Source organism: Marinobacter koreensis (assembly GCF_023156285.1).
In the GTDB taxonomy this organism is placed as follows: Bacteria; Pseudomonadota; Gammaproteobacteria; order Pseudomonadales; family Oleiphilaceae; genus Marinobacter; species Marinobacter koreensis.
In genome coordinates this window covers 1-14,300 of sequence record NZ_JAKZAJ010000002.1, presented here as the reverse complement: position 1 = coordinate 14,300, position 14,300 = coordinate 1, and the positions used below count along the sequence as shown (strand labels likewise).

General features: G+C 58.8%; 14 protein-coding genes and 1 other RNA gene. 10 read left to right on the top strand and 5 right to left on the bottom strand.

What is annotated here, in order from left to right:
• Positions 1 to 118: 118 nt before the first annotated feature.
• The 3 genes from ssrA to smpB all read right to left on the bottom strand — a co-directional run bounded on the left by ssrA (position 119) and on the right by smpB (position 2,624).
• Positions 119 to 484: a transfer-messenger RNA gene (gene ssrA, locus MLD04_RS05165) on the bottom strand.
• A gap of 71 nt (positions 485 to 555) precedes the next feature.
• Positions 556 to 1,974: a wax ester/triacylglycerol synthase family O-acyltransferase gene (locus MLD04_RS05160; protein WP_248155455.1), complete on the bottom strand. Its 1,419-nt coding sequence runs from the start codon at positions 1,972 to 1,974 to the stop codon at positions 556 to 558.
• 170 nt (positions 1,975 to 2,144) lie between these two features.
• Positions 2,145 to 2,624, bottom strand: a complete 480-nt coding sequence (gene smpB, locus MLD04_RS05155; protein WP_248155453.1) for an SsrA-binding protein SmpB — start codon at positions 2,622 to 2,624, stop codon at positions 2,145 to 2,147.
• A gap of 180 nt (positions 2,625 to 2,804) precedes the next feature.
• Here smpB and MLD04_RS05150 point away from each other — a divergent pair, with 180 nt between their 5' ends.
• Genes MLD04_RS05150 through MLD04_RS05140 form a run of 3 tightly spaced genes read left to right on the top strand, consistent with a single transcriptional unit; the run spans position 2,805 to position 5,194 of the window.
• Positions 2,805 to 4,433 (top strand): sodium-dependent transporter, encoded by a 1,629-nt coding sequence (locus MLD04_RS05150; protein ID WP_248155451.1) that lies wholly within the window; start codon positions 2,805 to 2,807, stop codon positions 4,431 to 4,433.
• 33 nt (positions 4,434 to 4,466) lie between these two features.
• A complete protein-coding gene (locus MLD04_RS05145) occupies positions 4,467 to 4,913 on the top strand; it encodes a type II toxin-antitoxin system RatA family toxin (protein ID WP_248155449.1) in 447 nt (148 codons plus the stop codon).
• A complete protein-coding gene (locus tag MLD04_RS05140; protein WP_248155447.1) occupies positions 4,913 to 5,194 on the top strand; it encodes an RnfH family protein in 282 nt (93 codons plus the stop codon). The genes MLD04_RS05145 and MLD04_RS05140 overlap by 1 nt, the downstream gene beginning before the upstream one ends.
• A gap of 6 nt (positions 5,195 to 5,200) precedes the next feature.
• Here MLD04_RS05140 and MLD04_RS05135 read toward each other — a convergent pair whose 3' ends face one another.
• Positions 5,201 to 5,527, bottom strand: coding sequence for an outer membrane protein assembly factor BamE (locus MLD04_RS05135; protein ID WP_248155445.1), 327 nt, complete (start codon positions 5,525 to 5,527; stop codon positions 5,201 to 5,203).
• Positions 5,528 to 5,650: 123 nt separating this feature from the next.
• Between MLD04_RS05135 and fur the strand changes: the two genes are divergently transcribed.
• Entirely contained in the window at positions 5,651 to 6,073 is a 423-nt protein-coding gene (fur, locus tag MLD04_RS05130; protein WP_008939493.1) for a ferric iron uptake transcriptional regulator, read from the top strand.
• Positions 6,074 to 6,175: 102 nt separating this feature from the next.
• Here fur and recN read toward each other — a convergent pair whose 3' ends face one another.
• Positions 6,176 to 7,852: a DNA repair protein RecN gene (recN, locus tag MLD04_RS05125; protein WP_248155443.1), complete on the bottom strand. Its 1,677-nt coding sequence runs from the start codon at positions 7,850 to 7,852 to the stop codon at positions 6,176 to 6,178.
• Positions 7,853 to 8,112: 260 nt separating this feature from the next.
• Between recN and grpE the strand changes: the two genes are divergently transcribed.
• The 6 genes from grpE to MLD04_RS17755 all read left to right on the top strand — a co-directional run.
• Positions 8,113 to 8,718: a nucleotide exchange factor GrpE gene (grpE, locus tag MLD04_RS05120; RefSeq protein WP_248155441.1), complete on the top strand. Its 606-nt coding sequence runs from the start codon at positions 8,113 to 8,115 to the stop codon at positions 8,716 to 8,718.
• Positions 8,719 to 8,810: 92 nt separating this feature from the next.
• Positions 8,811 to 10,736, top strand: coding sequence for a molecular chaperone DnaK (dnaK, locus tag MLD04_RS05115; protein ID WP_008939490.1), 1,926 nt, complete (start codon positions 8,811 to 8,813; stop codon positions 10,734 to 10,736).
• Positions 10,737 to 10,814: 78 nt separating this feature from the next.
• The gene (gene dnaJ, locus MLD04_RS05110; protein ID WP_248155439.1) at positions 10,815 to 11,939 is read left to right on the top strand and encodes a molecular chaperone DnaJ; all 1,125 of its coding nucleotides are present in this window, start codon (positions 10,815 to 10,817) and stop codon (positions 11,937 to 11,939) included.
• A gap of 27 nt (positions 11,940 to 11,966) precedes the next feature.
• Entirely contained in the window at positions 11,967 to 12,770 is an 804-nt protein-coding gene (gene dapB / locus MLD04_RS05105; RefSeq protein ID WP_248155437.1) for a 4-hydroxy-tetrahydrodipicolinate reductase, read from the top strand.
• A 197-nt stretch (positions 12,771 to 12,967) separates the two neighbouring features.
• Positions 12,968 to 14,098, top strand: coding sequence for a glutamine-hydrolyzing carbamoyl-phosphate synthase small subunit (gene carA / locus MLD04_RS05100; RefSeq protein ID WP_248155435.1), 1,131 nt, complete (start codon positions 12,968 to 12,970; stop codon positions 14,096 to 14,098).
• 80 nt (positions 14,099 to 14,178) lie between these two features.
• Positions 14,179 to 14,300: carbamoyl phosphate synthase preATP-grasp domain-containing protein (locus tag MLD04_RS17755; RefSeq protein WP_278351164.1), on the top strand; the 122-nt coding region annotated here is incomplete at its 3' end.

Sequence of the window (14,300 nt, the reverse complement as noted above, 5' to 3'; positions counted from 1 at the left end):
TGCGGATTCCAGCGGAACTCGTTGGAATAATTTGGACGGCTAAAACGAAAAAAAGCCCCGACTGGCGGGGCTTTTGAGGAGGTTTTGGGTTCCGGGGTGTTCCGGAGAAACCTAAATTTGGTGGAGACGGCGGGAATTGAACCCGCGTCCGCCAGCACTCAGCCTTGAGGTCTACATGCTTAGTGTCCTTCTATTGATTTAACCTCAAGCGACCCGAAGGTCAGGGTGCAAGAGGCGAGCTCTTTAATCTTAGCCGCTAACCAGTGAGCTCTGGGTAGCGGAGCAGCCTATAAGCGATGACGTCCTGGGATGTTGCTACTGAGTTATAGGCGCCTCAGCCAGGACGACTGGAACGGCTTACGCCGCCAGTGCGTAGTTTTCGTCGTTTGCGACTATTTTAAAGCAGCTTTGGATTTACGAGATTCGCTGCCATCTCGACATGCACCCAAGGGTTCGTCACCGGCGTCGAAGCCAAGTCGTCCCCTTGCATAACCAGTATATGTGTCCGGATTGCCGGACTTCAAGGGTTATTCGTGAGATTTATACCTATACCTCTCAACTGGCCTCGCGAGTGAGGGCATCCTGTCGGCCGGCAAGGGCCGCGTGGCGCAAGGCGTCGAAGCTTTCCCGGAAGTAGTCCATCACGGCATTGGGGTCGGCATGGATGGCTTTGTCGACGGTAATGCCAAACTGAACGGTGCCCGCGTAGCTGAGAATGCTCATGCCGATGCCGATGGTGCCACTCTGGGGTACCCAGAACATGGGCTGGGTCACCTTGCTGCCAGCCAGGTAGAGGGCCTCTTTGGGGCCCGGCACGTTGGTGAGCACGGCAGACGCCTTGTTGCTGAGCAGGTCCAGTGCCCGGCGTTCAAGAATGTCGGGGCCGCGGCCGAATAAATCAAGGAGGCTGTAGGTAACCTGGGCCTGATAGGAGCGCTTCAACCGGTTCATGTTCTCCTGCACCTGCTGGAAGCACATGAGCGGGTCCATCACTTCCACCGGGAGGGTCACCAACACCAGGCCGAACTGGTTGCCCAGGGTTTCGATGGGTTGATCAAGAGGCCGCAGGTTGAATGGAACGGCAACGCGGATTCCGCAATCGGGAATGGCTTCCTTGTGCGCTGCGAAATGCCGCTGCAGAGCGCCGGTAACGGTGCAGAGCAGGGCATCGTTGATGGTACCGCCCAGTGCCTTGGCGCAGGCTTTGACTTCTGCCAGGTCCAGAGGATCTGCCCAGGCTACCTGTTTGCGTCCGGAGAGGGGTTCTTTCAGCCCGGTTTTGGGCTCAAACGGGGCCAGGCCGAGTTTGACCAGGTCGAAGGCCACATCGCCGGCGGTCGACGCCAGTTTGAGAGGGTAGTTGGGTTCTTCCCGTACCGACTGGATAAACAGCCTGGCCTGATCGGTGGCGACTTGAACGTTGTCCACCGCGCGATGGAGCAATGTCTGGATCGCGGATCTCTGGCGCGGTTTTGACCGATGCTTTAACGCGACCCTGCTCAGCTTCGGCTCGGGCGTCTTGTCGGTCAGCGACAGCATGACCCGGACCAGTGAAATACCGTCGGCAATGCAATGATGGATGCGGATCAGCAGGGCGGCACCACCCTGATAATTGTCGATGTAGTGCATTTGCCAGAGCGGTTGCCGGAAATTCAGCGAGGTACTGTTCATATCGCTGACCAGTTTCTGGAGTTCGGCCTTGTCGGCCTTGCCAGGCAATGCGATCTGGTGGAGGTGGTTGTCCAGGTCAAACAGGGGATCAAACTGCCAGTAAGCCCGGTCCCCGTTGTCCACAACCCGTTGCCGGAACCGGTCGAAACACAGGAATCGCTTCTCAAGTGTGTTCCGGAGACGTTTCATGGAAATGGGCTTTTCCAGCGTCCACACCCCACAGATCATCATGGGATTCTGGGGCGTGTCCATTCTCAGCCAGGCACGGTCAACCGATGACATCGGGGTCAGATCAGATGGCATAAGCCCTCCCTTTGCTACGCATCCGGTGGCGAAACCGTGGGACAGCATTCTCCTCGGACCAGTGAGTATAGGACTGGCGAACAGCTTCGCAAAGAGGACCAGTATGCGACACATGACGGGCGCCGCACTTGACTGGCGTCAGGCTGAGGGTTGTTGGGCCGGAATCAGGTTCAGGTATTGGCTTCGCGCAGGATGCGCTGCTTCTGACGGTTCCAGTCGCGTTCTTTTTCCGTGGCGCGCTTGTCGAACTGCTTTTTACCCTTGGCGAGGGCAATCTCGCACTTCACCTTGTTTTTCTTCCAGTACAGTGCCAGCGGAATGCAGGTGAAGCCGGCCTGGTTCACCTTGCCGAGAATCTTGGCGATTTCTTTTTTGTGGAGCAGCAGCTTTCGGGTCCGGGTCGGATCCGCAATGACATGGGTGGAGGCCGTGCTCAAAGGCGTGATATGGGCGCCGAGCAACCAGGCTTCGCCGTTCTTGAGCAGCACATAGGCGTCCACCAGCTGAGCTTTGCCGGCCCGCAGGGATTTCACTTCCCAGCCGAGCAACGAGAGGCCGGCCTCGAAGCGTTCCTCGATGTGATACTCGTGTTTCGCTTTTTTGTTCAGCGCAATGGTGCTGCTGGGCGTTCCGGGTTTCTTCTTGCTCATGAACCAGTGATCCGGGGTCGGATTAGTGTACGAATGGCCGGGCGGTCGGGCCCGGCGAAGCGCGCATTGTAGCTCAGGAGTGCCAGACCGGTCACGAAATCGGCGCAATAGTCTGTAAGTCGGGGTGCGCGTATGATGGCATCGGCTACAATGACCCCCCAGTCTTTATCAGGGAATTGCATGTCGACGCCGTACCAGACTGCCATCGGGTCTTTTACCCGCAAATCCACCTTTTTCTGGGCCTCCGTGGGCGCGACGGTGGGGCTGGCGAACCTGTGGCAGTTTCCCTACCTGGCCAGCCGTCACGGCGGCGGTCTGTTCATTCTCATCTATCTTGCGTGCCTGTTGCTGATTACCTTGCCACTCATGGTGACGGAGGCCTCTCTCGGGCGTTACTCCCGCCATGGCATTGTGCTGGCACTCGACGGGCTCATCCGGGGCGCCCGGGCCTCCCGGCTCTGGATGTTTGCCGGCCGTCTGAGCATTCTGGCCGCCTTCCTGGTGCTGTCCTATACGCTGGTGTTCGGAGCCATCGCGCTGGCCTACGTATTCTTCGGGGCTATGGGCGAGTTCTCCAGCGCCAGCATGGGCGATGCCGGCGGGGTCCTCTCCGGTCTGGTATCAGACCCGGATCATTACCGTCGATTTGTTGCCTGGTATACGTTTTTCGTCATTCTCGTGGTCTGGGTGTCCATGCAAGGTGTCGTCAGCGGCATTGAGCGCACCATGCGCGTGGTGGTCCCGGGCACCCTGCTGTTGCTGGCGGGTTTGTTTGTCCTGTCGCTCTGGCAGGGGCACATGAACGATGCGGTGGATCAGATCCTCGGCTGGCACCCTGCGGATGTGACGGCCGGCAGTGTGAAGGCCGCCCTGTTCCAGGCGTTCTTTACGCTGGGCCTCGGGATGGGTGTCTGGACGGTCTTTGGTGCCTACACTACCTCGCATACGGCGTTGAAACGTTCGCTTCTGGCGGTGGTCCTGATGGATACGTTGGTGGCTATCGTGGCGGGACTGATGGTGTATTCGCTGTCGGCTGCCGGTGCGGAAGCCGACAGCGCTCGCGGCTTTGGTCTGCTGTTCATCTCGCTGCCGGTCAATCTCGCGGCATTGCCCGGAAGCCAGGTTCTGATTGCGGTGGCCTTTCTGATGGTGGTGTTGGTGGTCTGGACCACCTCGGTGGCGCTGATGGAGCCGGTGATCGGATGGTTCAGGGAATGGACCGGGGCACCTCGGGGGGTGTCCTCGCTGCTGGTTGGTCTCATGGTCTGGCTGGCAGGGTTGGTATCGCTGCTTTCCTTCAACCTCTGGGCGGAGATCCGATTCGCGGGCGCGACGGTGTTCCGTTGGCTGGAGTTATTCAGTGGCGGTCTGCTGATTCCCCTGGTTGCAAGCCTGGTTGCGCTGTTTACCGGCTGGTGTCTGACCCGTCGGCTGGCACTGTCACTGATCGGGCGGGCGCCCCGACCGGTGGCGAGTATCTGGTACTGGGTCATGCGGCTGGTGCTGCCAGTGGTGGTGGCCTACATAGGCATCTCGTACATTCTTTTCTCCCTGTCCAGCCTCTGCCAGGGAAGCACCGGCAGGCTGTGGTGTGGGCAGGCGGAACCGGTGGTCTCCGAAACCCACTCGCCGGCCGTGGAAAAGAAAGCAGATGACGTTCCTGACAATCCGGCCCCCGAAGAGGCGCCTCCGGTACCGGTCACATCGCCTCCGAGCGAGGGCTCGGGCGATCCCGGCACGGCGCCTGCGAAGCGCTCTCCCCATGAAAATGCCCCCAAACAGGACGACATCCTTTATCATAGTGTCTGATTCAGGCTTATGTGATTAGGACGACGGGAGCTCATGGCCCACCAGATTGATAAAACCGCCCTTGTAATGCACTCGGCCGAGCGCATGTTCGAGTTGGTCAACGACATCGCCCGCTACCCGGAATTTCTGCCCTGGTGCGCCGATGCCGAAATCGTTGACGAGACCGGCGAGCACATTACCGCGTCGCTGGAAATTGCCAAAGGGGGGATCCGCCACCGCTTGACCACGCGGAACCAGCTACGTATGCCGGAGGTAATCGAGATGAACCTCGTCGATGGACCCTTCCGGAATCTGAGCGGGCGCTGGCATTTCAAACCCCTGGATGACAATGCGTGCAAGGTGATTTTGAGCCTGGAGTTCGAATTTTCCGGCTCACTGTCGCGCATGACCTTCGGCACGGTGTTCAGTCAGGCGGCCAATACCATGGTGGACGCGTTCTGTCGTCGAGCTGATGAGCTTTACCGGAGGGAGAACGCATAATGCACGTCGAAGTCGCCTATGCCCGGCCCGATAAACAGGAAATCGTCCCTTTGGACGTTCCCGATGGCACCACGGCACTGGAGGCAGTGAAGCTCTCTGGCATCACGTCTCTGTTTCCGGAGGTCGACCCCGAGAGCAGCGACATGGGTATCTTCGGGAAGGTGGTCAAGGACCCGGCGGCGCATGAGTTGCGGGAAGGGGATCGCGTTGAACTGTATCGCCCGCTCAAGATCGATCCCAAACAGGCGCGACTGAATCGCGCCAAAAAGAAAACCGCCTGACCCCCTTCAGTAAGCGGGGGTGTCGTCCAGAAGCTGCGCTTCGTAGTGCGAAAACTGGTCGTTGTCGTAGTAGACGATCAGGCGCTGTTCCTTGATTTCGCCTCCGGCCTTCTGAAAGGTGTAAACATAATAATCCCTCGAAGGATCGACCGGGTTTTGCATCAGGGGGGTGCCGAGCAGGGCGCGCACCTGTGTTTTAGGCATGCCTTCGGTCAATGAGGTCAGCTCTTCGTCAGTTACAATGTTGCCTTGCTGGACGTTGATTTTGTAAACGCCGGGGAAGGCACAGCCGGCAATAAAGAGAGTGAGAATGAGAGCTGTGAGCTTTTGCATCGCCGTGGGAAATCCTCTATCTTGAAACCGCCTGCCGGAGGCAGATGTGACACGGTAACACCGTGAATGTGGCGGCTTCATCATACCGGAAGCCGTTAGGCACACCAAAGAGCGAATAGTAACATGTCATCTGAAAACGCCGAATTACGAAAAGTCGGTCTGAAGGTTACCCTGCCGAGGGTCAAGATCTTCAATATCCTTGAGAATTCCCGGGAGCATCACCTCAGTGCCGAGGACGTCTACAAAAAGTTGCTTGAGCAGGGAGATGACGTGGGTCTGGCGACGGTATACCGGGTGTTGACCCAGTTCGAAGCGGCTGGCCTGGTGCTCCGTCATAACTTCGAAGGCGGGCATGCGGTGTTCGAGATGGCGGGTGATGATCATCACGATCATATGGTGTGTACCCAGACCGGGGAAGTGATCGAATTCGTTGACGAGATGATCGAAGAGCGCCAGAAAAAGATCGCCGAAGAACACGGATATGAGATCGTCGATCACAGTCTGATTCTGTACGTCAGGCCCATCAAGCAAACCGAAAACGACTGACGGCGCCGGTCAGCCGGCCAAAAAAAGGGGCAGACAACGTGTCTGCCCCAACAGCTCTCAGGATCGAGAGGGGTAGAGGAACCTGTTTGGCAGGTGGCCGGCTCAGTGATGAGTGGCCTGTCCCTTTGAAAACATCTCCCGGGCATGCGCGATGGTCTGTTCCGTCATGTCCACACCGCCCAGCATTCTGGCGACTTCTGAAATCCTTCCCTGATCATCCAGCGTCTCAATTTTCGAGAACGTGGCCTCCTTGTCGGTAAACTTGCTCACAAAAAGGTGCTGATGGCATTGGGCCGCAACCTGGGGCAGGTGGGTGACGCAAAGCACTTGACCGTTGTTGCCCAGGGTTCGAAGCAGTCGCCCCACCACTTCGGCGGTACCGCCACCAATCCCGACGTCTACTTCGTCGAACACCAGTGTGGGCGTGGTGGAGGTTTGCGCCACCACAACCTGGATGGCGAGGCTGATGCGAGACAGTTCGCCCCCTGACGCCACCTTGGCCAGCGACCGGGCCGGTTGGCCGGGGTTGGCGCTGACCAGGAATTCGATGTCTTCCATGCCGTGGGCGGCAGGCTCTTCGCTGTGGCGGCTCAGGTGCGTGACAAACTGAACCGACGGCATGCTCAATTGGGCCAGTTCCTCGGCAATGCGTTGGTCCAGCTCGACCGCTGCCTGTTGCCGGGCGTCGCTGAGCCGGTTTGCGAGCTGGTCGTAATCGGCGCGCAAGCTGTCCAGTTCTGCCTCAAGTTGCTCCAGGCTGCCGGCGCCACCGTCCAGCTCTGCCAGTTCTGCCGTCAGTCGCTGGTGCAGGTCTGGAAGCTCCTCCGGGGTGATCCGGTGCTTCCGGGCCATCTGGTAAATCGCGCTGAGGCGTTCCTCGACTTCGGCCAGGCGAGCCGGGTCGGCCTCATAATCCTCGACGAACCGGCGCAGGTTGTCGCCGGCCTCGGAAATCTGGATCTGGGCGTCATTCAACATCTGGATGGTATCGGCCAGGGCCGGGACATCCACCGGGAGCTGCTCCAGTTGCTGCAGGGCCTGCCGGACCAGATCGGAGGCGCTGGTTTCATCCTCGGTACAGAGCAACGCCGCCTGGTGACTGCTGTGCAGAACGGTGTCCGCCTGACTGAGCTGGGCTTGCTCCTGCTCCAGCTCGGCCTGTTCGTCGGCTTCAAGGGCCAGGCGATCGAGTTCTTCCACCTGATAACGCAGCAGTTGCAGTTTCGCTTCCGATTCCTCGGCATTCTGCTGACGCTCGGTCAGGCGTTGCCGCGTCTGTTGCCAGGCCTTCCAGGCGTCACGCGTCTCGGCGGCGAGGTTTTCGACACCGGCGAACTCGTCCAGCAGTTTCCGGTGTGTGTCTTTCCGGAGCAGGGACTGGTGCTGATGCTGGCTGTGGATGTCCATCAACAGGCCGCCAAGTTCTTTCAGGTGTGCAAGCGGGCAGGGCTGGCCATTGATATAGGCCCTGGAGCGCCCATCCTTGCTGATCACCCGGCGCAGGATGCAATCGGTATCGTCGTCCAGCTCGTGTTGCTCGAGCCATTGCGAGGCTTCGGGAATCGTGGCGACGTCGAACGTGGCCGTTATGTCGGCCCGTTTTGCGCCATGACGGACGGCGCCGGCGTCAGCCCGACCGCCCATGGCAAGCCCCAGCGCGTCCAGTACGATGGATTTGCCCGCCCCGGTTTCGCCAGTCAATGCCGTCATGCCTTTGCTGAATTGCAGTTCTACGCGTTCGGCAATGGCGTAGTTGGATACGGTTAGCTGTGTGAGCATGACTGACCTCCGCTCGCGGATTTCGAATGCAGTTTCTGGAACCACTGTAATTGCATACAGTGACTGTGAATATATACAGGGTTTTTCGGGTTTGCAAATTGGCTCGCGTCAAATTCTTCAATATTGCATCCATCAGGTGGTTGAAACCTGCCGAGCGGGCCCCATATCGGTTCGCAAACACAGTTTTCCGGCTTGCGTCGGTCGGAAGTTCATTTCAACCGGCCCCGATACTGGCCGCTGAAGATCTAGCAGGAGTAGTCATGAGCACTGACGAAAAGCGCAACGAGCAGGTAGACGAACTGAAGGAAGCAACCGAGGCTGCCGCTGAGGAGGCGCAGGCCCGGGAAGACGCGGAAGCGTCCGAAGGCGAGGTGTCCGAAGTAGAGGCGCTGAAAGCCCAGGTTCAGGAATTTCAGGAGCAGATGCTGCGCTCCCAGGCGGAAATGCAGAATGTTCGCCGCCGTGCGGAGATCGATGTGGAAAAGGCCCACAAGTTTGCTCTGGAGAAATTCGTCAAGGAGTTGCTGCCGGTCGCTGACAGCCTGGAGAAGGCAGTCGAAAGTGCCGAAGGGCACCAGGACGCCGGCGACGTTGTGGCCTCGATCCGCGAAGGCGTTGAGATGACGCTGAACCTCCTGATGAACAGCCTGAAGAAATTCAATGTTGAGCAGCTCAACCCCGTTGGCGAGCCGTTCGATCCCCAGCAGCATGAGGCCATGTCCATGGTGCCTGCGCCGGATGCCGAGCCCAACAGCGTGGTCGCCGTTGTGCAGAAAGGGTATCTGCTGAACGGCCGGGTGGTTCGGCCCGCCATGGTGATGGTGGCCAAGGCCGAAGGTGCGCCGAAAGTTGATGAGCAGGCTTGAAAAGGCGAATAAAGCGCCAATATAGCGAGTAAATAGCGAAAAAGCCGGGCAGCGGTTCCGGAAAAAGCATTCAGAAGATTTGGAGTGATTCGATGAGCAAGATTATTGGTATCGACCTGGGAACGACAAACTCCTGCGTGGCCATCATGGATGGCGACAAGGTAAAGGTTATTGAAAACGCCGAGGGTGATCGCACCACCCCGTCCATCATCGCCTACACCGAAGATGGCGAGACCCTGGTTGGGCAGTCTGCCAAGCGGCAGGCGGTGACCAACCCGGACAACACCCTGTACGCGATCAAGCGTCTGATCGGTCGTCGTTTTGAGGACGACGTTGTTCAGAAAGACATCAAGATGGTGCCTTACAAGATCACCAAGGCGGACAACGGTGATGCCTGGGTTGAAGTGAAAGGCCAGAAGATGGCTCCGCCGCAGGTGTCTGCAGAAGTTCTGAAGAAAATGAAGAAAACTGCAGAAGACTATCTCGGCGAGAAAGTGACTGAAGCGGTTATCACCGTTCCGGCCTACTTTAACGACAGCCAGCGCCAGGCAACCAAGGACGCGGGCAAGATCGCCGGTCTGGAAGTGAAGCGTATTATCAACGAGCCGACCGCTGCAGCCCTGGCCTATGGCCTGGACAAGAAGAGCGGTGACCGTACCGTGGCTGTCTATGACCTGGGTGGTGGTACCTTTGACCTGTCCATCATCGAGATCGCGGACGTGGACGGCGAGCACCAGTTCGAAGTGCTGGCCACCAACGGTGACACCTTCCTGGGTGGTGAAGACTTCGATCTGAAGATCATCGAGTACCTCGCAGATCAGTTCAAGAAGGACAGTGGTATCGACCTTCGCGGTGATTCCCTGGCCATGCAGCGTCTGAAAGAAGCTGGCGAGAAGGCCAAGATCGAGCTGTCCAGCAGCCAGCAGACCGACGTGAACCTGCCGTACATCACTGCAGATGCCTCCGGTCCGAAGCACATGAACGTCAAGCTGACCCGTGCCAAGCTCGAATCCCTGGTGGAAGAGCTGGTACAGCGCAGCCTTGAGCCCTGTAAAGTGGCGCTTCAGGATGCGGGCATGAAGGCGTCTGAAATTGACGAAGTTATCCTGGTTGGTGGTCAGACCCGTATGCCGCTGGTGCAGGAGAAGGTGAAAGAGTTCTTTGGCAAAGAAGCGCGCAAGGATGTGAACCCGGACGAAGCTGTTGCCATGGGTGCTGCCATCCAGGCGGCTGTCCTCTCCGGTCACGTGAAAGACGTCCTGCTGCTGGATGTGACGCCGCTGACCCTGGGTATCGAAACCATGGGTGGTGTGGCCACGCCGCTGATCGAGAAGAATACGACGATTCCGACCAAGAAGTCGCAGACCTTCTCCACAGCGGAAGACAACCAGACCGCGGTAACCATCCACGTGGTACAGGGTGAGCGCAAGCAGGCTACCCAGAACAAATCTCTGGGCCGGTTTGACCTGGCGGACATCCCGCCGGCACCGCGCGGTGTACCGCAGATCGAAGTGACCTTCGACATCGACGCCAACGGCATTCTCAACGTGTCCGCCAAGGACAAGGCCACTGGCAAGGAGCAGTCCATCGTGATCAAGGCCTCCTCCGGCCTGAACGATGACGAAATCGAGAAGATGGTGCGCGATGCCGAGGCGAATGCCGAGGAAGACCGCAAGTTCGAGGAGCTGGTACAGGCACGCAACCAGGGCGACGCCATGGTCCACGCCGTTCGCAAGACTCTGAGCGAGGCTGGTGACAAGGTCAGCGACAGCGAGAAAGAGTCCATCGAGGCGGCCATCAAGGACCTGGAAGAAGCTCTGGAGGGTTCCGACAAGGAAGCCATCGAGACCAAGACCCAGAAGCTGACCGAGGTGTCCTCGGAGCTGGCTCAGAAGATGTACGCGGAGCAGGGCGAGCAGGCGCAGCAGGCCGGCGGCCAGGAAGGCGCCCAGTCCCAGTCTGCGGATGACGCTGTCGACGCCGAGTTTGAAGAAGTCAAAGACGACGACAAGAAGTAAATCCGAAGTACATCAGGTAGTTGGAAAACGCGGGGAACTCCCCGCGTTTTCCGCGTTATAAAAACAGGGTTTTGAAGCATGGCCAAGCGCGATTATTACGAAATTCTCGGAATTTCCCGGGATGCGGACGAGAAGGAAATCAAGCGAGCCTACCGAAAGCTCGCCATGAAGTACCATCCGGACCGTAACCCGGACGACACCGATGCCGAGAATAAATTCAAAGAGGCCAGCGAAGCCTACGAAGTACTGGCGGACGCCAACAAGCGGGCTGCCTATGACCAGTTCGGCCATGCCGGCGTTGATGGTCAGGCCGGGGGCGGCTTCGGTGGCGGTGGCGCCAGCTTCTCCGACATCTTTGGTGATGTGTTCGGGGATATCTTTGGTGGCGGTGGTCGTGGCCGAAACACCCGTGGCGCGGATCTGAGATACACCCTTGAGCTGGATCTGGAGGAGGCGGTCAAAGGCAAAACCGTCCAGATCACCATTCCCGGGCACCGTGAATGTGAGGCCTGCGATGGCAGCGGCGCGACCAAGGGCTCGGGTGTTGAAACCTGTGGTACCTGTAAGGGTATGGGTCAGGTTCGCATGCAGCAGGGCTTCTTCGCCGTTCAGCAGACCTGTCCGACCTGTCGTGGGGCTGGTCAGATCATCAAGGATCCGTGCAAGGTCTGTCACGGCCAGGGTCGTGTGCGGGAAGAGAAAACACTTTCGGTCAAGGTTCCGCCCGGCGTGGATACCGGCGATCGCATCCGGTTGTCCGGCGAGGGCGAGATGGGTGTGGACGGTGGTCCGCCTGGCGACCTGTATGTCCAGATCGCGGTGCGTGAACACTCGATTTTCACCCGTGACGGTCGCAATCTCTATTGCGAGGTGCCGATCAGTATCGTGGATGCCACCCTGGGCGGCGAACTGGAAGTGCCCACCCTGGATGGTCGGGTGAAGCTCAAGATTCCGCCCGAAACCCAGACCGGCCGACTGTTCCGCCTGCGCAACAAGGGTGTCAGCCCGGTTCGCGGTGGTCCGGCAGGCGACTTGCTGTGCCGCGTCATTGTCGAAACACCGGTGAACCTCACGAAACGCCAGAAAGAGCTGCTTGAAGAGTTCCAGCAGACACTGGATGGCAACAACGGTACCCATCATGCGCCGAAGAAAACCTCCTGGTTTGAAGGTGTGAAAAGTTTCTTTGACGAAATGAAATTCTGAGCCTCAGCCAAGTAAGGAAGAGCAGACATGCGGGTAGCAATCATGGGCGCCGCCGGGCGCATGGGGAAAGTGCTGATCGAAGCGGTTGACGGCACCGAAGGGCTGGAGCTGGGCGCGGCAATTGTCGAGCCGGGCAGCAGCCTCGTTGGTGCCGACGCTGGTGAAATGACCGGTATCGGCAAAACCGGTGTGAAGATGGTCGACAGTCTGGATCAGGTCCGGGACGACTTCGAGGTCCTCATCGACTTCACGTTCCCGGATCTGACGCTGGAAAACGCGGAATTCTGCGGCAAGCATGACAAGCGGATGGTCATCGGCACCACCGGTATGAGCGATGCCGAGAAGCAGCAGCTGGCGGTTGTGGCGGAATCGGTGCCGGTCATGTTTGCGCCCAACATGAGTGTTGGCGTCAACGTCGTGCTCAACCTGCTTCGCACCGCCGCCGCAACACTGGGCGACGACTACGACGTCGAAATCATCGAAGCCCATCACCGGCACAAGAAAGATGCCCCCTCGGGGACGGCCCTGCGTATGGGTGAGGTGGTCGCCGATGCCCTCGGGCGCGACCTGAAAGAATGCGCGGTCTACGGCCGTGAAGGTTTTACCGGCGAGCGTACCCGCAAGGAAATCGGCTTCGAGACCATTCGTGCCGGCGACGTGGTGGGTGACCATACGGTACTGTTCGCTACCGAGGGCGAACGCATCGAGGTGACCCATAAGGCGAGCAGTCGTATGACCTTCGCCAAGGGTGCGATGCGTGCGGCGCTCTGGCTGCAGGACAAGCCCGCAGGCCTCTACGACATGCAGGATGTACTCAACCTCAAAGCGTGATTATCCGTGGACAGAAAGCGCCGTATTTCTTACAATAAGGCGATTTATTTGCACCAAGCGTAGCTTTGAGAAGCTTTTAAGAGTTTTATGAAAAGCGGGACGGAGTCTCTACTCCCTCTCGCTTTTTTGCGACCTGAATTTGCGCTTGCGTTCCTGTTCGTGACGAACTTATCCGCCACTCGATGAGGATACAAGCCTTGAGCACACCAGCAATCCTTGCACTCGCAGACGGAAGCCTCTTCTACGGCACCGCCATTGGCGCTGACGGAGAAACCAGCGGTGAAGTGGTGTTCAATACCGCCATGACCGGCTACCAGGAAATCCTGACCGACCCGTCCTATTCCCGTCAGCTCGTCACCCTGACGTATCCGCACATTGGTAACACCGGTGTGAACGAAGAGGATATCGAATCCGACCGCATCCAGGCCGCCGGCCTGATCATCCGGGATCTGCCTCTGGTGGCCAGCAACTGGCGCAGCCAGGGTCGCCTCGACGATTACCTGCGAAAAAACAACATTGTTGGAATTGCTGACATCGACACCCGTCGCCTGACTCGCATCCTCCGGGATAAAGGGTCCCAGAACGGTGCCATTGTCGCCGGCGAAAACGCCAATGCCGAACGCGCTCTGGAGCTGGCCAAAGCCTTCCCGGGTCTCAAGGGCATGGACCTCGCCAAGGAAGTCACCTGCGACAAGGTCTGGCAGTGGAATCAGACCGAGTGGGATCTTGATAACGGCTACGGCGAACGGTCAGAGTCGCGCTTCAAGGTTGTCGCCTGGGATTACGGGGTGAAGTACAACATCCTTCGGATGCTTGCTTCACGGGGTTGCGATATCACCGTGGTGCCCGCCCAGACGCCGGCTTCCGAAGTCCTGGCTATGAATCCCGATGGTATTTTCCTCTCCAATGGCCCGGGGGATCCCGAGCCCTGCGATTACGCCATCACCGCCATCAAGGAAGTGCTCGAAACCGACATTCCGGTCTTCGGTATCTGCCTGGGTCACCAGCTTCTGGCCCTGGCCAGCGGTGCGAAGACCATGAAGATGGGGCACGGCCATCACGGTGCCAACCATCCGGTGCAGGATATCGCCAGGGGCACGGTGATGATCACCAGCCAGAACCACGGATTTGCCGTGGACGAGGCAACACTGCCGGCCAATGTCGAGGCGACTCACAAGTCCCTGTTTGATGGCACCTTGCAGGGCATCCGCCGGACTGACAAGCCGGCCTACAGCTTCCAGGGCCACCCGGAAGCTAGCCCCGGTCCCCACGACGTGGCCCCGCTGTTTGACGAGTTTATCCGCCTGATGGGGGAGCGATCGGCCTGAGACCGATCGCCACGGAAAACTCACGGGCGCCGCGTGTTGCGCTGCCAGAATTCAAAAGTTGCTGACAGGTTTACCAAGACATGCCAAAACGTACCGACATCAAGAGCATCCTGATCCTGGGCGCGGGCCCCATCGTGATCGGACAGGCGTGCGAGTTTGATTACTCCGGGGCCCAGGCCTGCAAGGCGCTGAGGGAAGAGGG